At 42.3% G+C, this 21316-nt stretch carries 25 protein-coding genes; 22 read left to right on the forward strand and 3 right to left on the reverse strand.

Features of this window, described 5'->3' with window-relative positions; translation table 11 throughout:
• The first annotated feature begins 19 nt into the window (after nt 1-19).
• From VJ374_RS06895 to VJ374_RS06940, 10 genes are all read left to right on the forward strand, one after another.
• On the forward strand, nt 20-487 hold the full coding sequence (locus tag VJ374_RS06895; RefSeq protein WP_329470767.1) for a DUF2691 family protein: 468 nt from the start codon (nt 20-22) through the stop codon (nt 485-487).
• Between the two features lie 58 nt (nt 488-545).
• Nucleotides 546-1550 (forward strand): DUF2716 domain-containing protein, encoded by a 1005-nt coding sequence (locus VJ374_RS06900; protein WP_329470768.1) that lies wholly within the window; start codon nt 546-548, stop codon nt 1548-1550.
• A 14-nt stretch (nt 1551-1564) separates the two neighbouring features.
• The gene (locus VJ374_RS06905) at nt 1565-1732 is read left to right on the forward strand and encodes a hypothetical protein (RefSeq protein WP_167368361.1); all 168 of its coding nucleotides are present in this window, start codon (nt 1565-1567) and stop codon (nt 1730-1732) included.
• Nucleotides 1722-2093, forward strand: coding sequence for a hypothetical protein (locus tag VJ374_RS06910; protein ID WP_329470770.1), 372 nt, complete (start codon nt 1722-1724; stop codon nt 2091-2093). Before VJ374_RS06905 ends, VJ374_RS06910 begins: the two co-directional genes overlap by 11 nt.
• Nucleotides 2074-2508: a hypothetical protein gene (locus VJ374_RS06915; RefSeq protein WP_329470772.1), complete on the forward strand. Its 435-nt coding sequence runs from the start codon at nt 2074-2076 to the stop codon at nt 2506-2508. Before VJ374_RS06910 ends, VJ374_RS06915 begins: the two co-directional genes overlap by 20 nt.
• Entirely contained in the window at nt 2508-2942 is a 435-nt protein-coding gene (locus VJ374_RS06920; RefSeq protein WP_035408320.1) for a hypothetical protein, read from the forward strand. Before VJ374_RS06915 ends, VJ374_RS06920 begins: the two co-directional genes overlap by 1 nt.
• Before the next feature lie 175 nt (nt 2943-3117).
• Complete coding sequence (locus VJ374_RS06925) at nt 3118-3732, forward strand: hypothetical protein (RefSeq protein ID WP_329470774.1); 615 nt, start codon at nt 3118-3120, stop codon at nt 3730-3732.
• Nucleotides 3733-3789: 57 nt separating this feature from the next.
• Nucleotides 3790-4407 carry a hypothetical protein gene (locus VJ374_RS06930; protein ID WP_329470776.1) on the forward strand — a complete coding sequence of 206 codons (618 nt, stop codon included), beginning with the start codon at nt 3790-3792 and terminating at the stop codon, nt 4405-4407.
• Nucleotides 4408-4438: 31 nt separating this feature from the next.
• The gene (locus VJ374_RS06935; protein ID WP_329470779.1) at nt 4439-4834 is read left to right on the forward strand and encodes a hypothetical protein; all 396 of its coding nucleotides are present in this window, start codon (nt 4439-4441) and stop codon (nt 4832-4834) included.
• Nucleotides 4835-4879: 45 nt separating this feature from the next.
• Nucleotides 4880-5260 carry a DUF5412 family protein gene (locus tag VJ374_RS06940; RefSeq protein ID WP_290773690.1) on the forward strand — a complete coding sequence of 127 codons (381 nt, stop codon included), beginning with the start codon at nt 4880-4882 and terminating at the stop codon, nt 5258-5260.
• A gap of 95 nt (nt 5261-5355) precedes the next feature.
• On the opposite strand, the gene VJ374_RS06945 is transcribed toward VJ374_RS06940, so the two are convergent.
• Nucleotides 5356-5778, reverse strand: a complete 423-nt coding sequence (locus VJ374_RS06945; RefSeq protein ID WP_329470780.1) for a hypothetical protein — start codon at nt 5776-5778, stop codon at nt 5356-5358.
• Nucleotides 5779-5865: 87 nt separating this feature from the next.
• Here VJ374_RS06945 and VJ374_RS06950 point away from each other — a divergent pair, with 87 nt between their 5' ends.
• The 3 genes from VJ374_RS06950 (at nt 5866) to VJ374_RS06960 (ending at nt 7577) form a co-directional block, all read left to right on the forward strand.
• Nucleotides 5866-6573 carry a hypothetical protein gene (locus tag VJ374_RS06950; RefSeq protein ID WP_329470781.1) on the forward strand — a complete coding sequence of 236 codons (708 nt, stop codon included), beginning with the start codon at nt 5866-5868 and terminating at the stop codon, nt 6571-6573.
• 37 nt (nt 6574-6610) lie between these two features.
• The gene (locus tag VJ374_RS06955; protein ID WP_329470782.1) at nt 6611-7180 is read left to right on the forward strand and encodes a suppressor of fused domain protein; all 570 of its coding nucleotides are present in this window, start codon (nt 6611-6613) and stop codon (nt 7178-7180) included.
• A 91-nt stretch (nt 7181-7271) separates the two neighbouring features.
• Complete coding sequence (locus VJ374_RS06960; protein WP_052169499.1) at nt 7272-7577, forward strand: hypothetical protein; 306 nt, start codon at nt 7272-7274, stop codon at nt 7575-7577.
• Between the two features lie 913 nt (nt 7578-8490).
• Here VJ374_RS06960 and VJ374_RS06965 read toward each other — a convergent pair.
• Both VJ374_RS06965 and VJ374_RS06970 read right to left on the reverse strand, forming a co-directional pair.
• Nucleotides 8491-9090 (reverse strand): DUF624 domain-containing protein, encoded by a 600-nt coding sequence (locus VJ374_RS06965; protein WP_329470783.1) that lies wholly within the window; start codon nt 9088-9090, stop codon nt 8491-8493.
• A gap of 30 nt (nt 9091-9120) precedes the next feature.
• Nucleotides 9121-10245, reverse strand: coding sequence for a GntR family transcriptional regulator (locus tag VJ374_RS06970; protein WP_047395681.1), 1125 nt, complete (start codon nt 10243-10245; stop codon nt 9121-9123).
• Between the two features lie 372 nt (nt 10246-10617).
• On the opposite strand from VJ374_RS06970, the gene VJ374_RS06975 reads away from it, so the two are divergent.
• The 9 genes from VJ374_RS06975 (at nt 10618) to VJ374_RS15990 (ending at nt 21304) form a co-directional block, all read left to right on the forward strand.
• On the forward strand, nt 10618-11961 hold the full coding sequence (locus tag VJ374_RS06975) for an ABC transporter substrate-binding protein (RefSeq protein ID WP_156358989.1): 1344 nt from the start codon (nt 10618-10620) through the stop codon (nt 11959-11961).
• A gap of 67 nt (nt 11962-12028) precedes the next feature.
• Nucleotides 12029-12925 carry a carbohydrate ABC transporter permease gene (locus tag VJ374_RS06980; protein WP_035408306.1) on the forward strand — a complete coding sequence of 299 codons (897 nt, stop codon included), beginning with the start codon at nt 12029-12031 and terminating at the stop codon, nt 12923-12925.
• Nucleotides 12926-12997: 72 nt separating this feature from the next.
• Nucleotides 12998-13840, forward strand: a complete 843-nt coding sequence (locus VJ374_RS06985) for a carbohydrate ABC transporter permease (protein WP_082478680.1) — start codon at nt 12998-13000, stop codon at nt 13838-13840.
• Nucleotides 13841-13912: 72 nt separating this feature from the next.
• Nucleotides 13913-15310 carry an arabinan endo-1,5-alpha-L-arabinosidase gene (locus VJ374_RS06990; RefSeq protein WP_329470785.1) on the forward strand — a complete coding sequence of 466 codons (1398 nt, stop codon included), beginning with the start codon at nt 13913-13915 and terminating at the stop codon, nt 15308-15310.
• Nucleotides 15311-15588: 278 nt separating this feature from the next.
• On the forward strand, nt 15589-17280 hold the full coding sequence (gene araB / locus VJ374_RS06995; RefSeq protein WP_056060963.1) for a ribulokinase: 1692 nt from the start codon (nt 15589-15591) through the stop codon (nt 17278-17280).
• Nucleotides 17274-17972 carry an L-ribulose-5-phosphate 4-epimerase gene (gene araD, locus VJ374_RS07000; RefSeq protein ID WP_047395665.1) on the forward strand — a complete coding sequence of 233 codons (699 nt, stop codon included), beginning with the start codon at nt 17274-17276 and terminating at the stop codon, nt 17970-17972. The genes araB and araD overlap by 7 nt, the downstream gene beginning before the upstream one ends.
• Before the next feature lie 33 nt (nt 17973-18005).
• Nucleotides 18006-19493, forward strand: a complete 1488-nt coding sequence (araA, locus tag VJ374_RS07005; protein ID WP_214769659.1) for an L-arabinose isomerase — start codon at nt 18006-18008, stop codon at nt 19491-19493.
• Between the two features lie 43 nt (nt 19494-19536).
• Nucleotides 19537-21063 carry an alpha-N-arabinofuranosidase gene (locus VJ374_RS07010; RefSeq protein WP_052019041.1) on the forward strand — a complete coding sequence of 509 codons (1527 nt, stop codon included), beginning with the start codon at nt 19537-19539 and terminating at the stop codon, nt 21061-21063.
• An 88-nt stretch (nt 21064-21151) separates the two neighbouring features.
• On the forward strand, nt 21152-21304 hold the full coding sequence (locus VJ374_RS15990) for a DUF6171 family protein (protein WP_442899607.1): 153 nt from the start codon (nt 21152-21154) through the stop codon (nt 21302-21304).
• Nucleotides 21305-21316: the final 12 nt, after the last annotated feature.

Genomic DNA, 21316 nt, shown 5'->3' on the forward strand with positions numbered 1-21316 from the left:
TTCGATGAGTCTGCGTGGTGTGTCATTTGAAATCCCGAATGAACCGGGGCGTATCTTGATCGACATATTAAGTGCGATTGAAATGAAAGAGTATGATTGGTTTCTTCGTAATTTTGATTTTCCAATCCAAACCATGGACGGGGAGTTGTATGACAGTTTAGAAGAGTTTTCGGTCGATCAGAACGTAACAGGACGTGAACTAGCGAAATGGCTAAGGGGACCTAGCAATTACCTAATCTTTGCTGAATTGTTTGCATTTCAAAGTGGTCAGACTGAAGAAGTAGGAATGACGTATGAGTGGTTTCAGGAAAGCAAATGTCACATCGCGATGTTGATTTATGACTGCACGTACGTTGATATCTATTGCAAGGAGCAGCACGTATCCGAAGCGTTTTATGAGAACGCTGTGAAACGTGGATATTCCGGAATTAAGTGGGTGACCGATGACAATGATCCACGGACCCGTTTGTCGGTATGGTCAGAATAGGACGTTATTCATACTAGCAGATGTAAACGTGTTGTGATGGAAGGGAGCGAAACCACTCATGATCCAACTGACAAAACAAAACGGCTCGGATACACTCTACCAAACAATCTATACGGAGGGACGCCTCATCATTCAACATCAAGGAATCGTTGGAGAGTGGGTGAGAGCGGAAGACATAGGACAGATGCGTGTCTCGCGCTTCAAACGATTAGGTGTACAGATTTTGCAGCTGATCGAGAAGTTTGAACGTCAAGGCTATCGCGAGCTGAACGAGGCAGATTACCGGGAACTAATCGTCCAGTTTCCTTATGACGAGGGTCAGGCAGAAGCAGCACTCGAGCGTCGCCATATGATGGAAGAGATAATCGATGAAGGTCTGCTTCATACAGGAAACGGCTACTGTGAAGGGGGAGATATAGGAAGTGGCACGACGAATATCTTTTACTATGTCCTTGATGTCGAGGCAGCCGTTTCTCTGATTTTTGAAGGGATGAAGGAACACAATGTGCGAGGCGAACCGATCATCGCGGTATCAGAAGGAGAAGCGTACACCGTTCTCTATCCTGAAGGAATGACGTTCGATCTGATTGGTGAAGGGAAACCATGGAGCTGGATTCCGATGACGCAAGCGGAGGACAAGAAGATATGGCACGTCATTGATCAACAATTTCAATTCTCGCCTAGTACGACGGTTTTCCCCTCATACCACTCCCCAAGTCCGTTCATTACATATGAAGTGGATTACGAGAAACGCGAAGAGATCGAGCAAACGTTAAAGCGTATTCTGACCGAGCTGACCGTTGAAGGAGAACGCGTGATGGCACTCGATTGGAATCATCAAGGATACTGGATCGACCCAAGGCGCACGTTTCTTCGAAATGAAGAAGGAGACTGGATGATTCCAGCAGTTCCAGATGGCGATTACTCCTTTTTCATCGCTCGTGATTTTCGCTGGGGGTACCTCGGTCACCCGTGGGAGGGTAGCATCACGTTATTTGGAGAAGACATGATCTCTGCGTTTCAAAGAACGGAGAGTTTTTCGAATGAAATCCGAAGAGGATAAAAGGAGGACCGGAAGTGAGAACACCATACGACGAATATCACGGAACCGCATTATGGCAGGTCATCTCGGAGACAATCAATGAATTAGTCGACAATGATGATCTTGAAGAACGGACGACGCATGAACATATCGTGGGCTATCTTTGTAGCAAACTAGAAGGTCGGATGAAAGATGAAAAATAAGAATAGGATGCTACTTGACCGAAACGACTGGATCGATGTGTTCCGGGAATTGCTACCACGCGACGATTGGCAAGACCTCATCCGTCTTCAGGTGAGTCAGCATTCGTATCCGTTTGAAGTGAAGTTACTAGAACGACCAATCAAGCAGAATCCAAATATTCATGATTTATCGGATTGGACGGTTCGTTCCCACTTCATCATGACCGACGCCGCGCAGCTTGACAGATTTCTCGAACATCTTGTCATCGAACAGCAAGAAATGGCAACTGAAGCAGAGGTGACACTCATCGTCCAAAAAACAAGGACAAGGAATCGTCCGGGTCACAAACGATTGTGTCTCGATGTATGGAGTCGCATATGAGGAGCTCGATGACGCAGGGACAGAATATGAGAACTTTTTTGATGCGATTTTACCACACGCCACGTTTCCGGTCGAGGTTGCCTTTTGTGGTCGAGGTGTCTTAGATAATGATGATTCGATTCACGTGATGACATTGCACGATACCAATTGGCAAACGGTATTTGAAGAACATTTATTGCATTTGCTGAATCGAAGAGAAGTCACGTCAGGATTATTTTCGAAATATGCACGTCCATCACAGCAAACGCTTGAGGACTTTATGTCTGAATTCTCGTTATTGATGGCGTATAACTTCATCGTTACTCACGATGCGATGGATCGATTTGGCATGCTCGATCACTTTTGTACGAATGGAAAGATCGCGCATTTTGGAAAGATAGACGATGGAAACATCATACAGAAGGAGGAAGCATAATGAGCTTAGCATCATATATCTGTATGGAGAGACAAATTCCTGAACAGTATCTCAATTTAGATGAAAAAGGTGAAACCGTTCCTTTATATATCGGCCCCTGTTTTGCGGATCAAGACTGTCTGTATGAAGTAAAAACGAAGCATTTTCATAAATGGTATGTATATGAAATTTCGAGTCACTGGGGCATCGAGATCGTTGAACCTTTTGATTCCGAAATTGCACTGGAATCGAAAGAAAAGCTGCGTTATTTGTTTACGCTCATGAGTGACTTCTTAGACGAGGGCGAATCGTTTGAATTGTATACCTGTTGGATTGGGGAAGAGTCCGATCCGCAAGTGAAAAGTATGACGTTATCATTGGCACTTGATCAGTTAGAAGACATTGAGATTCCTGAAAGAACGCATATTTTGATCACGAAACAGAGTGAAAACTAAGAAGCCGCTGATTCATAGCGGCTTTGGTTTAAAAGGTTCACTTTGAAGTTTGAAATGACAAAAGTAAGACGGTGGTTAATTAAAAAAAGAGAGTAGTGCCAGTAATCGAATAGAAGCACTCTTTCCAGACGATAAAATCGAGCGGTAATAAAGTGATTGAGAGAGGAGTGGCATCGTGTTATATGTCTATTTTGAGAAGCGTATGGATCACGCACAAGTGTTTAAGGACAGATACTTGTACGTTGATCGACCAGAACGTATCGACTTCATCTATTCGATGGGTTGTCTACCGGATATGGAAACTAAAAGAGACTATCAAGGCGATTCAAATCAAGTCCTGAAACAATTTTTGACGCGTCTCAATCGCTACCCGATTTTCGTCACGTTCGGTGGAGGTTTTACGGACGAGGAGGTCGAGCCGTTTTTTCAAAAGCACGATCTATCGTATACAAAGGTTCGACCAAATAAGAACTTATACTATAGCGTTCAGGTGCATGATGCGAGCGAACTGGAGTTATTGTTAGATGAGACCTATTGGTATGGGGCTGTGAACGAAGACTTCTTTATATCGTTTACGAATCTCTTGACGTTTGAGCTGAGAATGGTCAAAGGATGGTTTTTCAAAAAAGAACGTACCGTTCCCGTCATTCGTGCGACGAAAGAGATGTCGTTCATCACGATGGAGCATGATTTCATGGGCTATTATCTGTTTTCGAATGAAGCCTGTTTTAATACCGAGGACAAGGTGAAAGCAATCTTTTCTGACGATGGTACCATTGAATTCTATTGATGAAACAAGCAGTTGAATTATGTAGATGGATCTAGCAGAATACGTGGAGGAATTTTTATGTTATATATCTATCTCGATGAACATACGAATCATGCAAAAGTGGTCAAAGACCACTATCTCGATATTGATCCACCAGGTGCTGTTAAGTCGATTTATTCGATGGGATGTATTCCGAATGACGAGAAACGTGACTATCAAAATGACTCCAATGAAGTACTGAAGCATTTTTTGACGCGTCTGAATCGCTTTCCACTATTCGTTACGTTCGGCGGTGGTTTTACCAATGAAGAGGTGGAACCATTTTTTCAGAAGGAAAACCTATGCTATACAAAGGTTCAACCAGGTAAGAGCAGTCCTTATTATAGCGTTCAGGTAAACTATATAAGCGAACTTGAGCGTCTACTGGACGAAACGTATTGGTATGCAGCTGTGAATGATTTTTACTTCCTATCCTTTACGAATCTCCTGACGTTTGAACGGAAAATGGTCAAAGGATGGTTTTTCAAAAAAGAACGTATCGTTCCTGTCATTCGTGCGACAAAAGAGATGTCATTCATCACGATGGAGCATGATTTCATGGGCTATTACCTGTTTTCGAATGAAGCTTGTTTTGATACTGAAGACAAGGTAAAAGCGTTTCTTCCGAAAGGAGACGGCATCGACTACTATGATTGACATCCGGTCGGATGATAAAAGGGAGGACATCATGTTTGGAATTAGTACAAGTTTAAAAGAAATGCCAGAAAATGAAAAAGAGATTCTCTGGTATCCGAGTAACGTCCAACGCTTTTTGAAAGAAGACTTCGCAAGGATATCTAATCGTTGCGATCTCTTGATTAATCTCGATCCTTACACTGATAAGTTGTTTGGAGCGAGAGAAGTGAATGAGTTGATCGGAGTTTGCGAACTACTTATTCAACGCTATTGCACACCGAAGGAAGCGTGGATGATGAATCAAGCGAATTATTATGCGAATGAGCCGTGGGTGATGCATCAGTCAGACAAACGAGTAATGGAACTGCATCAATTTTTAGAGTTGCTGAAGCGAATGTGTATCGCATCTGTCTATCAGAACGCGTTGATTTGTTTTTGGGGCGACTAATCGTTTAAATTTTGATGAATAATTAAAAATTGGAGTTTTTGAAAAGTGAGAAAAAAGCTGAAAATAACTGGAATAGTAGTTGGCATAAGTTTGGCTGTATATATTGTATGGATGATCTATCGACTATTTTTCTTAGTTGATATCAATGTTGTTCCAAAAGAAGAATATATCTCAAAAAGTACATCGCCCGATCAGGCGTATACGGTTCGCTTTTACCGCGCAAATGGTGGTGCGACGGTGGATTATGCAATGCTCGGCATTATGGAAAATAAGAACGGAGAAAAGCGTAGAATGTACTGGGAGTATCCTTGTCGCGAAATAAAAGAAGTGAAGTGGACGAAGGATACGGTGACAATCAATGGCACTAAAATCAAGATATGGAGTCAAGTGTACGACTTCAGAGAGGGCATATACGAAGCAGACTAAGAGGAACATGAGGATGATGATATGCATTCAGCAAATTTTGGCGTACGACCACGTGACGTAGTTGTTAGAAACCAAGCATGGATGAAAGACGATATTTACCGATTGCTTGGTTTCTTCAATAGATAGCGAGGTGGTGGACCGAAAGATTGCTCCGCTTCGAAATACGCTAGTTCGCCTGGAATACAGGAAATGATCGAGGCGAATCCAAAGCCGATAGCGTGTTCGAGTGCTTCACGGAGAGGTAACGTTTTCCCGCTAATCAGCTCGTTTTCTGATAGGCAATAGCACATATCCGGTGCACCGTACTGCTTCAATAAATCATACGTATCTTCAGGCCATGAATTAGGTGGTTTGATTTCAATCAAATAATCATTCTTCAGCATGCTTAAATACCGGTGATCTAACCGCTGGAGCGCCATATCTCGTTTCTTTGGCGTGAACAGTTCATGCAGAACGCGCTCTTGAACGCGTTTGACGAAAAACGATTGGACGAGCACTCTTTCTTGATCTTTATCCATGTTTTCATTTCCTTTCTACTTCATCTATCGTACCGAATCCATTACTTACACTCGTTGAATTCATTTTACATGACAAGGAGCCGAATCATGCACTATTTATCAGCAGGATATTATCTTATTCTGCCAACTTCTCGAAAAGAATACATGGACAAGGCTGTTATTCCTGAGTCCGTTCTATCCGTAAGTGAATGCATCTGTACACACTATCCTGACATCAGTATCTTATGGGGAAACGTGGAAGTAAAGAAAGAACGTTATATGGAGCAACTCGGTCTATCACTTAATACCTTTCAGTTACTCGAACAATGGATAGAAGAACATCGGAAGACAGGAGATATGTTGTTTCCTCAAGTGTTCTCTAACTTAGATGCTGCGCAAACGTTCGTAGATCGTTTTTTGAATCATCTTCCTGACATACGCCTCATCAGCATCGGTTTGCCCGAACAGTATAGAGTGGATTTCCTTGATGACGTAACGGCTTTTAGTAATAAAAATCCTGATCCTTATGGAGTAGAAAAAATCTTGCAACGGCAACTTCCAGTTAATATGGAGGGAGCACAAATAATCGGGTACGAAGTGTTAGGATTTGATTCGGGATCATTTCATTCGTATTTGTGTAATGGACTGGAACGCGATTTCAGTCACCATTTTAACTTTTCATTAAACAGCCATGGTTTGATCCATACGTTCGAAGAAGCGGATCGTTACTCAGATTATTGTAATGAATTAGGCGAGGTGACAGAAGCAGTCTTATGGCTTCCGTGGGCGATTTTTGAATATGAACGCAGCAATTAGAAGCAAGTAATCATAAATTTTAATGGAGGTTGATTTAATGAACTATCTTGATCATTTAGAAAAGCATTGTGGAGAATTTTCGGAAGCATTTCCAATCGAGGAACTTGAACAAAAGAACGTCCAAATCTTGAAATTCAAAGATGCACCATTCAAGGAAACCTATACGATTGCATCCTTTGGATTACTTTTTCATCCACTCCAAATGGAAGATGGTTCACTGATGCATCAAGAAATAATGATGTCAGCGGAACAACCAGACGTTCAGGATGAGATCATTTTTCTACTCTGGCAATTGGCTGAATACGCGATGAGAACAGGACATGCATTTGATGCAGCAGAATACTATCCACTCCCTGAAGGAATATTTGAAAAGTATCAGTTCTCATCTGTTTATGTTACAAGTCCTGTGTACTTTGATGAATCTTTCTGCCTATTTGAAACAGATTCTAATGTTGGGAACGAGCCTGACACAGTATTGCCAGTATTGTTCGTACCGATTTTTGAATCTGAGGAAAAATATATTGAAAAACACGGAGCGGATCGATTTGAAAATCTTTTATTTGAGACAGATGAGTTAGTAGATTTTAACCGTAAACCACTCGTATAAATGGTTACTGATAGTTATTTGAAAGACAAAACATCAATCATACATGATCTGATTGAAGATCTTAGAGGTTTAGAGAATAAAGGAGAATCAAATGAAGACGCCTCGTATACATGACATCATATCGAAATTAGAATCGGTTTTAGAAAATCAACTACCAAGGGAAGAAGCTTCAGAATGGGCTTACAAATGGATGATGATATCAGAAAATGAAGAGGGTTTGGAGACTACAGATTACGATATTTTAGTTTTCCAAGGCTTAACTAAGGTGTATGGCATGGACATGCTCAATAGTCCTACCGAATATCTTCATTGTGAGGAAGATATACGCGACTGGGTAAAGGAACTCCAAAATATCGAAAACCGTTATCATCAGAAGTGTAGAAAAAACTTCAACTAAAATTTTGATTATATCGCGCAATTACAGTAAACGATCTAGTTTCTTTGCAAAAGAAAGCTAATTTATCGGTTGTCACGTAAGGGGGAAGAAACTGAAGATTTTTGTGTTGACTCTTCTGATTTTTCATTAATGAATTATGTGCTTGAAATCGTCAAAACGTATGGCAGGGATGTATTCTCGCCTCTATCGCCCATGCTATCTTTGTCGCGAATAACCCTGATTTTGCTTATGAGCATTCGTGTGATGGTGATCATTACAGTAAGAATGATGGTCAAGGCTGTAGAGGAACAGTAACATTTGGACGAACAATTTTTTTAGCGGGCTTTCGAAACGAAGAATTTTTTAAAGAGACTACAGAAGCGAACAATTTACTAATCGTAGCTCCAGAAAAGCAGAAAGACTTGCTGCAGATGATACTTTTCAATATCTATTAGATGATGTTGAAGGAGTCATTCTCCCAGTCGTTACTACTGTCTTATGGGAATATATTTATGTACTAAGCCATGAAAAAAATACTTTTATTTCTTCTATATCAAATGTGGATGAAATTGTTCTAGGTTGCTATCTATACAAACTTAAGATTAGTAATAAAAATGAGTTGTACGAGTATATAAGCTTGATTTATCTAGACTCATTTAATGGATACAGTATGGTTATTTCAACAAATAAAGATATATGAATTTCTTAGTTCTACTACAGAAACATACTTTCTAACATTAGGTCACGATGGAGATGGTTTTGACTTTATAGCAAATTATAAAAATCACCCATACAAGTATGTAAAAATAGTTGATAAGTAATTAAAGAGAGCTCTCGATGATCGAGAGCTCTCTTTATCTTGATGTTTTAAAATTAAAATTCATACTAAGAAAACAGATATGTTGTAATTGTGAGAGCTCTGATCCAACAACGATTAAGATTCAAGCATCACGCGATCCAATTGATGCAAATACAGTTTGGTAGTAAGAAAAATAACAAATGAAAAGCCGAACAGCAAATAAAGTGGTGATTGATATGTTAAGACACTCAATGTTGCTAGTAGAAGAAATGAAAACAATAAAATGTATCCATAGCGTACTAGACTAAAAAGGGCTAGCTTAAGGGCATCCCTTTTTTTCAAATCGTAATGCGAGAGAATCGGAAATAAGAAAACAGAAATAGCCAAGAAGAACAGACTGACGATTGAAAGACTCGTAAATAAGAAGGTCTGTCCTGTCTCTAAGTGGCGAATGATTAAAAAGTCAAAAAGTAAAAACAGTAAGATGAAGGTCCACAAAATACCGAATTTAAAATGGAACTGCATCGCTTCTTTAAAGAAACGAATGTAGGCTCGAAAAACACTGTAATCTTGATGAACTGACCATTGTCTTGTGACGGCAGTTAGTGCATAAAGAGCTGGGAAAATCGTGATGACTGGTAAAAGGGTGATAAAAAAAATGAAGTTCAACTGTACGAGTCCAGTAGTGAATTCAAGTAGCTGGAATAGTTTGTTTTGTTCATGTCTTAAGTTCATAAGTACCTCCCCCGAAGTTCTGCTCAAAAATTAACTAGATTTAGATTCGAGACGATTAAATGGTGCTGTTGAGTTACGAATAATTAATTCCGGTTCATAAATGTGAGATGGAGGGGCTTCTTTTTTTTCCACCGCTGCAATAATCCGTTCTGCTGCAGCGCGTCCAAGTTCTTGTTTCGGGTGAATGATCGAAGTCAATTTCACTTCCGTTGCCACTGCAAGTACGGAATCATCATAACCCACGAGAGAGACATCTCGAGGAACAGATAGATGTAGCTTCCGTAACTGATCCAAGACACTTAATGCCAATTGGTCATTGTAACAAACCACAGCACTTGGTCGATGCTTTCCATTTTCAAAGAGACGTCCAATCGAATCATAAAAACTTGGAATTAACTCTTCCGTTGTATAGGTAATGATTAATTCTGGCTCTAAGGGAATGTTGTACTCACGAAACGCACGAAGGAATCCACGCATTCGATAAACACCCTGTAAATCATCTGTCTTAAACAAGCCTATGATTCGTTCATGACCAAGGTTGATTAGATGTTCCGCTGCTAAAAATCCACCTCTTTCGTCATCCATCATAAGATGAGGAGGCATTAGTTGAGAGTAATATTGGTTGATCATCAAATAGGGAATGTTTTGCTGCTCAAGTTCTAGATAGTATTTGATGTTCGGATTATAGTTACTACTTTTCGTGGGTTCAACAATTAATCCATCAATTTGACGATCTAACATCATTTCGAGGCATTGACGTTCTTTGTCTACATCATTGTTTGTGCACGAAAGTGTCAGCGTGTACCCTTTTGAAGCTAAATGCGATTCAATTCCTCGAATGATAGATGGAAAGATGTAATCAGACATATACGTTGTAATGACACCAATGTTTTTTCCATTATTAGCACGTTCAGTTATCTCAGCTTCTAGTGTAGGAAGTACTTGGGAGCAGTAAGTTCCTGATCCTTGTTCGCGGTACAGGTATCCTTCATTTACAAGTTCTCCAACTGCTTGACGAATCGTGTGGCGACTAACTTTAAAGGATTGTACAAGCTCACTTTCAGGAGGAATTTTTTCGCCCGGACGTACTGTGCCATCTTTAATCCAATCGAGAATATGATCTTTAACGATACTATATTTTGTCCGTTGTGCCATGAGGCGTCCCTGCTTTCTTTCTTGTAACAGCAAACTTATCCGTACAAGATGTGATAGTACTTACATATTAGCAAATATTTGTCCGGTTTGCTATGGATTTAAGAGAAAATCAATAGATATACTAATTAAATGTACGTACAAAAAAGAAATAAATGACAAAAAATCGAATTGACATGTCCGAATGTGTGTAATAGACTCAAATTGTGCAGAAAACGCTTTCATTGTTCATTTAACTCGTTTTAATTGTCTTTCTTATAGCGTTGTGTGGGCTTCGCTATAAAAAACATTGTTTTTACTTAAATAAATATGTACGTACATCTTAATTCCGCTTTGACACTGAAAACTAAATCAATGGAGGAATTCACAATGAACATTAAATCAAAGAAAATGTTTGCGCTAACCATGACTGCCTTGATGACTACATCGATAGCATTAGCTGGTTGTTCGGGAGATGGCAAAAGTGCTGACGGGAAAGTCGAACTCACATTCATGTTTCGCGGGAATCCTGAAGAATTAAAAGCGTACAAAGCAACAGTAAAACGATTTGAAGAAGCCAATAAAGACGTTAAAGTGACAATGGTACAAACAGCTCCAGATCAATATGATACGAAATTAAAATCTGCAATTGCAGGACGGAAAGTGCCAGATGTCTTCTTTTACAATCCGGCTCAAGTCAAAGCTTACGTGAACTCAGGTGTACTACTAGATATTACAAAGAACGTCGAAGGATCGAAAGACATTCAGTTAGAAGACATCTGGAAAAAAGGGGTCGATAAGTACCGCTATGATGGAAAGGTACTTGGTAAAGGGGCTATATATGGTTTACCCAAAGATTTAGGACCATTTGCGCTTGGCTATAATAAAACGATGTTCGAGAAAGCGAAGGTACCGCTTCCGGATAAGGACAAACCGTACACATGGGACGAATTCATTCAAGTAGCTAAAAAGTTAACGAAAGATACGAATGGCGATGGAAAAATGGATCAGTACGGTACAGGATTTAATGTGAACTGGGCATTGCAACCGTTCGTTTGGAGCAACGGAGCAGATTGGATCAACGAAGAGGGAACGAAAGTAACGATTGACGATCCAAAATTCATCGAAGCTCTCCAATTTTTCGTAGACCAGCAACTAAAGCATAAAATCACTCCATCAATCGGAGAATCACAAACACTCGATACCTATCAACGCTGGATGAAAGGACAACTTGCGTTTTTCCCTGTTGGTCCTTGGGATATGGCAGCTTTTAAAGATCAATTGAAGTTTGAGTATGACCTTCTTCCGTGGCCAGCGGGATCAACAGGTAAACCAGCAGGGTGGGTCGGCTCACTCGGGATTGGTGTAGGATCAACGACGCAACATCAAAAAGAAGCAACAGAACTAGCCATGTACTTATCTGCTAACCAAGAAGGGCAACAAGCTTTAGTGGATGCGCAAGTTCAATTACCAAACAGCATGGAAATCGCAAAAACTTGGGTGGAGGACACATCAATCAAGCCTGCCAACAAACAAGAATTCCTTGATTTGATTAATGATTATGGACGTGGTCTCCCGGCAGAAAAAACGTATACTGCTGAATGGTATGACGAGTTCTTCAAAAACATCCAGCCTGTACTCGATGGAAAAACATCAGTTGAAGACTATGTAAAAAAAGAGCAACCGAAAATGCAAAAGTTGCTAGATGATGCCATCGCACAAGAGAAACAGGCGAACTAACTAGAGATGATGATTTAGGTGGCGTAAGTCGCCACCTGAATCTCTAGCGTAGAAAGGATGGAAGACAATGAAGACAAAACCGATTCCCAAGTTATATCGTACGGAACAACGGTATGCCTATCTATTCGTTGCGGCTCCGGTGATTGGGTTCTTTCTATTTGCGTTAATTCCGTTAATGTATTCCTTCTATGGTGCATTCACGAACTGGAACGGACTCGGACAAATGAAGTTCATCGGACTAGAAAATTTTATTAATGTGTTTCAAGATGAGTATTTTTATAAAGCCATGTACAACACGCTGTTCATGATGATCGGAATTCCAATTGGCATCGTATTAGCACTTCTCCTTGCCCTCGCGTTGAATCGAGGGATTTTTGGTACTAATACGTTCCGCGTCATCTATTACATTCCCGTTATCTCTTCCATCGCGGCTGTCTCGATTTTGTGGCAGTGGGCATATAACGGTGATTATGGTTTGGTGAATCAGTTCTTGGACTTGATTGGTATTGATGGTCCGAACTGGCTCCAAAATGCCAATACCGTTAAGCCGGCATTGATCGTCATGGCGATTTGGAAAGGTCTTGGCTATACGATGCTCTTGTATTTGGCAGCCTTGCAGAGTGTACCGCGTTCGTATTATGAAGCAGCAAAATTAGATGGGGCGAATGCGTGGCACTGCTTTTGGTATATTACGCTCCCAATGGTTAAACCGGTCACCTTCTTCATCATCGTGACAAATATTATTGGTGGGGCGCAAATCTTTACGGAAATCAACGTCATGACGCCTACAGGGGGACCGGAGTATTCCTCTGCTTCTGCCGTCTTCTACATTTGGCAAAAGTCCTTCGGAAACTTCCAGTTGGGCTATGCTTCAGCGATGGCACTCGTTCTCGGTCTTTTCATTTTCATCGTTACCTTGTTCCAATTCCGTATGAACGAAAAATCATCATTTGACTTGGATTGAGACATTCATACCTTAGAAAGGAGAATGACCATGCAGTTAGCCCTTACCCGTAAAAAAGAAAAAGTAGAGACGATGTCCGTGAAGAAAAAAGATCGAATTACTGATATATTCGTCTTCATCTTTCTGACGATGGGTGCAATCGTCATGATCGCACCATTATTGTGGATGGTATCGACCTCTCTGAAGTCAAAAGATGAAGTGTTTTCCCTTCCACCGGTTTGGATTCCCACAGACATATCGTTCAATAAGTATATGGAGATTTGGAATATGGGTCCGCTGTTGTCTGGTATATCGAACAGTTTGATCGTCGCGTTATCTGTCACGATCGTTGGAACGTTCACCTCGAGTCTTGCGGCATTCGCGTTCGCTAAGTTGAATTTCAGAGGAAAAAATAAAATCTTTCTTCTTTTGTTCGCGTCTGTCATGATTCCGTATCCTGTCCTGATGATTCCGCAGTTTATGATGTTCTCGGAAATCGGGTGGGTCGATACCCTTCTTCCGTTGATCGTACCTGGTTTGTTCGGGAATATCTTCATGATTTTCTTCTTACGCCAATTCTTGAACAGTATTCCGAATTCGATCATCGAAGCGGCTAAAATTGACGGTTGTTCCTATTTTCAAATCTTTTATAAAATCGTCTTTCCATTGATCAAGCCCGCTGTAGCTGCACAATTGATTTTATGGTTCATGGCGATTTGGAACGATTATCTCGGTCCGATTCTTTATCTCAATTCTCCCGAAAAACAAACCCTGCAATTGGTCATCGCCAACTTTAATGCATCCTATGCTATTCAAAGTGATTATCCGTTAATCATGGCCGCGTCTGTTGTCGCCTTATTACCAATGCTGATCGTCTTCATGATCTTTCAAAAACAAATCATCGAATCGATTGCCATTTCTGGCGTTAAAGGTTGAGCTGTAACGAAAAGATGAAACACCCGTCTTAAGTAAAGGCGGGTGTTTGTGATTAAAGGAGGAAAAAACAATATGAAAAAAATGATGATGGGGATCATTGTCTTATTCATTGCAGGGTGCTCTTTTTTTTGGTGGTCTACGAATGCGTCTCTCGAAGATTTGGATTTACCGAAAGCGCCATTCGATAAGGAAGTAGCAGACGTACAACCTGATATTTTGAATCAGGAAAAGAAATGGACTACAAACTTTGCGCATGACGGAGCAATCATAAAAGAAGGTGATACCTATTATGTGTTTTCGACAGATTATATGGTAGGGGGACCGCCGACACCGGGCATCCAGATTCGAAAATCAAACGATCTCATTAACTGGCAATTTACAGGACGTGTATTTGACGAAGTCTCTCAAGAAGCATTCAAATGGACAGGAGGAAATACGTTTTGGGCCCCTTCTATTACGAAGATCAAGGATACATTCTACCTCTACTATTCTGTCTCAAAAGTCGGGAGTCGTACCTCGTATATTGGAATGGCGAGCGCTTCAAATATTGAGGGTCCATGGCACGATCAGGGAGTCGTCATCGCCTCAAAAGAAGGAGATGGAAAATCAGTCAACGCGATTGATCCTCATGTGCTCCAAGATAAAACGGGGAAATGGTGGATGACGTATGGCTCCTATTTTGGCGGTATCTTCTTGACGGAAATCAATCCGAATACAGGAAAGCTGATGAAAAAGTCATCAGAAGGGGAGTTGCTGGCTAAGCGAAAAGATATGACGATGGGAATTGAAGGCCCAGAAATTCTTTTCAACGCAAAGACAGGTTACTACTACTTGATGGTTTCATACGGTTGGCTAGAAGATTCGTACAACGTAAGGATTGGGCGATCGAAATCGATCAATGGACCTTATGTTGATTCACGTGGTCGTGATCTACGTGATACTTCAAATGAATCTTTTGATACGGGTGTAAAAATTGTAGGCTCCTACCGTTTTGAAGAAGACGACGGTTATGTAGGGACCGGTCACTCTGCATTTTTACAGGATGGAAAAGATACCTTTATTATTCATCAAGCTCGACCAAGTGAAGATATCTACTGGTCGCAATTGCAGGTGAGGAAAGTGTATTGGACAAAAGATGGATGGCCAGTGGTTTCGCCCGAACGATACGCAGGTGAAAAGAAAATCAATGTTCAAAAAGAGCAGATCGTTGGAGAATGGGAGATCATTGCTTTCCCGCGCTTTGATGACGGTCAGCAACAATCAAGAAAGCTAAAGTTGCAAATGGATGGCAGTCTTTTGGGTAAGAAGGGTTCATGGCAACTAAAGGGAAGCATCCTTGAATTACGCATAGGACAGGAGACATACGAGTTACAGGTTGGTGCAGCATGGGATTGGGAAAATTGGAAATCAACGATCATCATGACAGGTCTTAGTAAGGATGGAACAGCAGTTTGGGCAAAAAGACGTTGAACCCATCATTTGTACGGACAAATGAATGTATTAAAGAAGGTTGATCATCTGATAGATAGAAAAAAACGTCAAAAAATGCGTATTTTTCTGAAAAATGATTGCATATTCCTAAATAATTGATACAATCATAGTATAAGTTATACGTACAAATTTATTGTTTATTTAAATTTTCTGCATGGATTTTGATTATTTGTCCGGATGAAAACAAGAGAGTGCCCACACACTTTATTTTTTCTTCTGAAATGTAAGCGTATTCTTTTTGGGAGTAGGGTGATGAAATGTCGAAATATACAATCGGAATTGATTATGGCACGCAATCAGGTAGAGCCGTCTTGATTGACGTCGAAACAGGTCACGAAGTGGCGACTGCAGTCAAACCATACACACATGGAGTGATGGATCAATTTTTGCCTGATGGAAAAACACGGCTTGAACATGACTGGGCACTCCAACATCCGCGTGATTATTTAGAGGTCCTGGAAATGACGATCCCGGCAGTTGTCAAAGAGGCAGGTATCACGAAAGAACAAGTCATCGGGCTCGGCATCGATTTTACAGCTTGTACGATTCTACCGATCGATGCCGATTTAAATCCGTTGTGCTTCCATGAAGAGTATCAACATAATCCGCATAGCTATGTGAAGTTGTGGAAGCATCATGCAGCTCAAGACGAGGCAGACGCTTTAAACCGTATTGCGACTGAACGCGAAGAACCTTTTTTAAAGCGTTACGGCGGGAAAATCTCGTCCGAATGGATGATTCCAAAAGTCTGGCAAATTCTAAACGAAGCACCCTCCATTTACGAGGCTGCTCACGAAATTTTAGAGGCGACGGATTGGGTCGTTTCTCAATTGACTGGAAAAGTGGTACGCAATAGTTGTACGGCTGGCTATAAAGCGATCTGGCACAAACAGGAAGGCTATCCTTCAAATGAGTTTTTTAAAGCGTTAGATCCACGACTTGAGAACGTAGTTGAAGAGAAGCTTTCCAATGACATCGCACCAATCGGGGCCAAAGCAGGAGAATTAACGATATCCTTTGCAGAACGAATCGGTCTCCTTCCGGGAACTGCCGTTGCAGTAGGAAATGTTGATGCGCATGTTGCAGTACCTGCCGTTGGAATCACGGAACCCGGTAAGTTGTTGATGGTGATGGGAACCTCTACTTGTCATATCCTGCTTGGTGAAGAGGAGCAGGTCGTACCCGGTATGTGCGGGATCGTCGAAGACGGAGTCTTACCAGGGTATATGGGGTACGAAGCTGGTCAGTCCTGTGTCGGAGATCATTTCGAATGGTTCATCGAAAACTGTGTACCAAGTGACTATTTGCAAGAAGCAACTCTTCAAGGAGTTAGTACGCATCAATTATTGACCGATAAGGCAACGATGCAACGCGTCGGTGAACATGGATTGATCGCCCTTGATTGGTGGAACGGAAATCGTTCTACACTAGTGGATACAAATCTGACGGGTGTACTTCTAGGTGCAACATTACTGACAAAACCAGAAGATATCTACCGCGCATTGATTGAAGCGACGGCCTATGGCACGCGAACGATTGTCGAAGCGTTCCGCACAAGCGGTGTTCCCGTCCACGAAGTATACGCTGCAGGAGGAATTGCGGAGAAGAATGCCTTGATGATGCAGATTTATGCTGACGTTCTAAACATGGAAATCAAGATTTCAGCCTCTTCTCAAACCCCCGCTTTAGGATCTGCCATGTTCGGTGCCGTAGCCGCAGGAGCAGAACGAGGCGGTTATGCCACCATCACGGAAGCAGCGACGAAGATGGGACGTGTAAAAGAAAAAACATATCTTCCGATTCCAGAAAACGTTGAAGTGTATGAGGCGCTGTTCGCTGAGTATACGAAACTATACGATTATTTCGGTCGTGGAGAAAACGATGTGATGAAGCGATTAAAGAAAATCAAAGCTGAAGCGTCGCGTCAGAAGGGAGAACCTGTATGGTGAGTCGTCAATTAAAAGAAGAAGTGCTTGAAGCGAACCTAGCATTGCCAAAGCATGACTTAGTCACCTTTACGTGGGGAAACGTCAGTGGGATTGATCGAAATGCGGGTTTAGTCGTTATCAAACCGAGTGGTGTCCCCTATGACGCTTTGACGATAGATGATTTAGTCGTAGTCGATTTAGAAGGCAATGTTGTCGAGGGTGATCTACGTCCATCTTCTGATACGCCAACACATTTGGCTTTGTATCGTGCTCTGCCTGAGATTGGAGGCATTGTCCATACGCATTCCCCTTGGGCGACAAGCTGGGCGCAAGCAAAACGAGCAATTCCTGCATTCGGAACGACACATGCCGACTACTTTTATGGAGAAATTCCGTGTACACGTGAACTATCTGATGAAGAGATCGAGACGGCGTACGAGTTAGAAACCGGAAACGTCATCATTGAGACGTTGAACGAACTACACTTGGAAGCTGTTGCTGTACCAGGTGTGCTGGTCGCAAATCATGCACCTTTTTGTTGGGGGAAGCATGCGGATGAAGCCGTGCACAATGCAGTCGTACTTGAGGAAGTAGCCAAGATGGGTATTCATGCCTTGAATCTGAATCCAGGATTAGCACCCATCAAACAAAGCATCTTAGATAAACACTACTTGCGCAAACACGGAGCAAACGCCTACTACGGTCAGAAATGATAGGTGCACATAGCTAGATGAGGGGGATTTTAAATGTTGACAGCAAACACACACGAATTTTGGTTCGTGACAGGAAGCCAGATGCTCTACGGTGAGGAGGTAATTCGTCAAGTCGAAACACATTCAAAAGAGATGGTCTCAGGATTAGATGCAGCGGACGTCTTCCGGGATCGAATTGTTTACAAGGGAGTCGTCAAAAATGCAGAAGAAATTCGGCAGATGATGTTGCAGGCGAATGCTGATGATGCCTGTGCCGGTGTGATCACATGGATGCATACCTTCTCACCATCGAAAATGTGGATTAGTGGGATGCGTGTCTTACAAAAACCATTGCTCCATTTTGGGACACAGTTCAATCGTGACATCCCGTGGGATGCGATCGATATGGATTTCATGAACCTCAATCAGTCGGCGCATGGTGATCGTGAACATGGTTTTATCACAAGTCGAATGAACGTGAAGCGAAAAGTGCTCGTCGGTCATTGGGAAGATGAACTCACACGTCAAAAGATGTCATCTTGGATGAATGTAGCGCATGCGTTAGCGGAAAGTAAGAACTTAAAAGTCGCGCGATTCGGTGACAACATGCGGAATGTAGCAGTGACAGAAGGTGACAAAGTCGAAGCGCAGATTCAACTGGGCTGGACGGTTGATGGGTATGGTGTCGGCGATCTCGTCACCTACATGAATGCGGTATCGGAGTCAGATTTAGATGACTTGATGGAAGAATATCGCACGCGGTATGAAGTGACGAATACTGGAATGGAAGAAGAAGCATTCCAGGAATCGGTTCGCTATCAAGGTCGCATCGAACTCGGCATGAAGGCTTTTCTTGAAGCTGGTGGATACACTGCCTTCACGACAACCTTCGAAGACCTACATGGCATCAAGCAACTACCTGGGCTAGCCGTTCAACGATTGATGGAGCAAGGGTACGGGTTTGCTGGAGAAGGAGACTGGAAAACCGCAGCGCTTGTTCGTCTTATGAAAATCATGGCGAGCAACGAACGGACATCTTTCATGGAAGATTATACTTATCACTTTGAACCAGGCAACGAAATGGTCTTAGGGGCGCATATGCTCGAAATCTGTCCGACCATTGCGGTCGATAAGCCTAGAATCGAGGTACATCCTCTCGGAATCGGAGATCGTGAAGCGCCAGCGCGGATGGTATTCGAAGGACAGAATGGCAAGGCATTGAACGCTAGTTTGATTGATTTAGGACATCGCTTCCGTCTCTTGGTAAACACAGTCGAGGGCATCCAGCCGGATGAAGCAATGCCGAATCTTCCTGTGGCACGTGTTCTATGGAAAACAGAACCATCGATGGCTCAAGCTGTCGAAAACTGGATCCAAGCCGGGGGAGCGCACCATACTTGTTACTCCTATGAAGTGACAACTGAACAACTACGCGACTTCGCAGAACTTCTGAACATTGAAATTGCTATCATCGATAAAGAAACGGAGACGGTTCGGTTTAATAATGAGTTACGTTGGAATGAACTGTACTATCGACCATAATTTATAGGGACCTTCCTAGGTCCCTTTTCTTGGAGGAGATACTATGAATAACCAACTCGTCACATCAACACTAAATACAAAAGAAGCTGCAACACAACTAATCGTCAATGTGGATTTACCAAAAGGTAAAATCAGTAAGCATATCTATGGGCACTTTGCGGAACACCTTGGACGTTGTATTTATGAAGGGCTTTGGGTTGGTCCAGAATCATCCATACCGAATACAGATGGCATTCGGAACGATGTATTGACAGCATTGAAGAAATTGAACATTCCGGTTTTACGATGGCCGGGTGGATGCTTTGCAGACGAGTATCATTGGAAAGATGGTATTGGACCAAATGAAAACCGAAAGCGGATGGTCAATACACATTGGGGTGGCGTCGTCGAAAACAATCACTTCGGAACCCATGAATTTATGCGCCTTTGTGAATTACTAGAGTGTGAGCCTTATATTTGTGGAAACGTTGGAAGTGGGACCGTCCAAGAAATGTCTGAATGGGTCGAATATATGACGTTCAATGGAGAATCACCGATGGCGAACTGGCGTCAGGAGAATGGCCGTACAGAGCCGTGGTCGCTTACGTATTTCGGTGTTGGTAACGAGAACTGGGGTTGCGGTGGGAATATGCGTCCGGAGTATTACGCCGATCTATATCGTCGCTATCAGACATATGTCCGCAATTATGATGGCAATCAACTCTATAAGATTGCTGGTGGTGCAAACATTGATGATTACAAATGGACTGAAGTTCTCATGCGTGAAGCGGGTACGATGATGGATGGTCTTAGTCTGCACTATTATACGATTCCGGGCGATTTTTGGTTAGGTAAGGGATCAGCGTTAGATTTTACGGAAGATGAATGGTTCATCACCCTAAAACGTGCTTATTACATGGATGAACTGATCACAAAGCATGGGCAAATCATGGACCAGTATGATCCAGAAAAGCGCGTCGGTCTCATTGTTGATGAATGGGGAACGTGGTTCGACGTTGAACCAGGAACAAACCCAGGCTTCTTGTATCAACAAAACTCAATCCGAGATGCACTTGTCGCAGCGATTCACTTCAATATCTTCCATAAGCATAATGACCGCGTTCACATGGCGAACATCGCACAAATGGTCAATGTGCTTCAAGCAATGATCTTAACGGAGGGTGACCAGTTCATTCTTACGCCAACGTACCATGTCTTTGAGATGTATCGCGTTCACCAAGATGCTGAACGAGTCGAGCTAGCAGCCATCACGCGTGACTATGTAGCTAAAGAAGAATCGATTCCTTCTGTAAACGCGACAGCTTCTCGCGATGCTGATGGTGTATTGCACATTAGCCTCTGCCAGCTTGATCATCAAAATAGCGATAAAGTAGAAATTGATTTGCGGGGAATGGGGACGATTTCTAACGTATCGGCACGTATTTTAACAGCAGATCATCTCAATGCCCATAACACGTTTGAACAACCAGATGTGGTTGCGCCGCGTGATCATGAGGTCCAGGTGACAGAAGACGGAAAGCTCATCATGGATGTTCCGGCGATGAGCGTCATCACAGTGGCGGTTCGCTAAGATGAAAGTCGTCGAGACAAGACGGTGTCGTACTTGTCCACCGACAAAAGTAGACACTGATTGGTTATTAACCATCGACGCGGAAGTCATGCCGCAAGTCACGGACGCTGAGTATCAGAAACGTCTTCGTCAATGTGCAGTCTGTCCGTTTTATCAGGACGATACCTGTTTGAAGTGCGGGTGCTATGTCTCTTACCGGGCACGCCTTGCAACAAAGCATTGCCCGGTGAAGGTTTGGTGAAAAAGGAGCGAC

This window comes from Exiguobacterium sp. 9-2 (assembly GCF_036287235.1).
In the GTDB taxonomy this organism is placed as follows: domain Bacteria; phylum Bacillota; class Bacilli; order Exiguobacteriales; family Exiguobacteriaceae; genus Exiguobacterium_A.

Bases quoted from the DNA above. Each gene is read 5' to 3' on its own strand.
- VJ374_RS06900 (WP_329470768.1), top strand. From the start codon at position 546: ATGATCCAACTGACAAAACAAAACGGCTCGGATACACTCTACCAAACA.
- VJ374_RS06910 (WP_329470770.1), top strand. From the start codon at position 1,722: ATGAAAAATAAGAATAGGATGCTACTTGACCGAAACGACTGGATCGAT.
- VJ374_RS06915 (WP_329470772.1), top strand. From the start codon at position 2,074: ATGTATGGAGTCGCATATGAGGAGCTCGATGACGCAGGGACAGAATAT.
- VJ374_RS06920 (WP_035408320.1), top strand. From the start codon at position 2,508: ATGAGCTTAGCATCATATATCTGTATGGAGAGACAAATTCCTGAACAG.
- VJ374_RS06930 (WP_329470776.1), top strand. From the start codon at position 3,790: ATGTTATATATCTATCTCGATGAACATACGAATCATGCAAAAGTGGTC.
- VJ374_RS06935 (WP_329470779.1), top strand. From the start codon at position 4,439: ATGTTTGGAATTAGTACAAGTTTAAAAGAAATGCCAGAAAATGAAAAA.
- VJ374_RS06945 (WP_329470780.1), bottom strand. From the start codon at position 5,778: ATGGATAAAGATCAAGAAAGAGTGCTCGTCCAATCGTTTTTCGTCAAA.
- VJ374_RS06950 (WP_329470781.1), top strand. From the start codon at position 5,866: ATGCACTATTTATCAGCAGGATATTATCTTATTCTGCCAACTTCTCGA.
- VJ374_RS06955 (WP_329470782.1), top strand. From the start codon at position 6,611: ATGAACTATCTTGATCATTTAGAAAAGCATTGTGGAGAATTTTCGGAA.
- VJ374_RS06960 (WP_052169499.1), top strand. From the start codon at position 7,272: ATGAAGACGCCTCGTATACATGACATCATATCGAAATTAGAATCGGTT.
- VJ374_RS06965 (WP_329470783.1), bottom strand. From the start codon at position 9,090: ATGAACTTAAGACATGAACAAAACAAACTATTCCAGCTACTTGAATTC.
- VJ374_RS06970 (WP_047395681.1), bottom strand. From the start codon at position 10,245: ATGGCACAACGGACAAAATATAGTATCGTTAAAGATCATATTCTCGAT.
- VJ374_RS06980 (WP_035408306.1), top strand. From the start codon at position 12,029: ATGAAGACAAAACCGATTCCCAAGTTATATCGTACGGAACAACGGTAT.
- VJ374_RS06985 (WP_082478680.1), top strand. From the start codon at position 12,998: ATGTCCGTGAAGAAAAAAGATCGAATTACTGATATATTCGTCTTCATC.
- VJ374_RS06990 (WP_329470785.1), top strand. From the start codon at position 13,913: ATGAAAAAAATGATGATGGGGATCATTGTCTTATTCATTGCAGGGTGC.
- araB (WP_056060963.1), top strand. From the start codon at position 15,589: ATGTCGAAATATACAATCGGAATTGATTATGGCACGCAATCAGGTAGA.
- araD (WP_047395665.1), top strand. From the start codon at position 17,274: ATGGTGAGTCGTCAATTAAAAGAAGAAGTGCTTGAAGCGAACCTAGCA.
- araA (WP_214769659.1), top strand. From the start codon at position 18,006: ATGTTGACAGCAAACACACACGAATTTTGGTTCGTGACAGGAAGCCAG.
- VJ374_RS07010 (WP_052019041.1), top strand. From the start codon at position 19,537: ATGAATAACCAACTCGTCACATCAACACTAAATACAAAAGAAGCTGCA.
- VJ374_RS15990 (WP_442899607.1), top strand. From the start codon at position 21,152: ATGCCGCAAGTCACGGACGCTGAGTATCAGAAACGTCTTCGTCAATGT.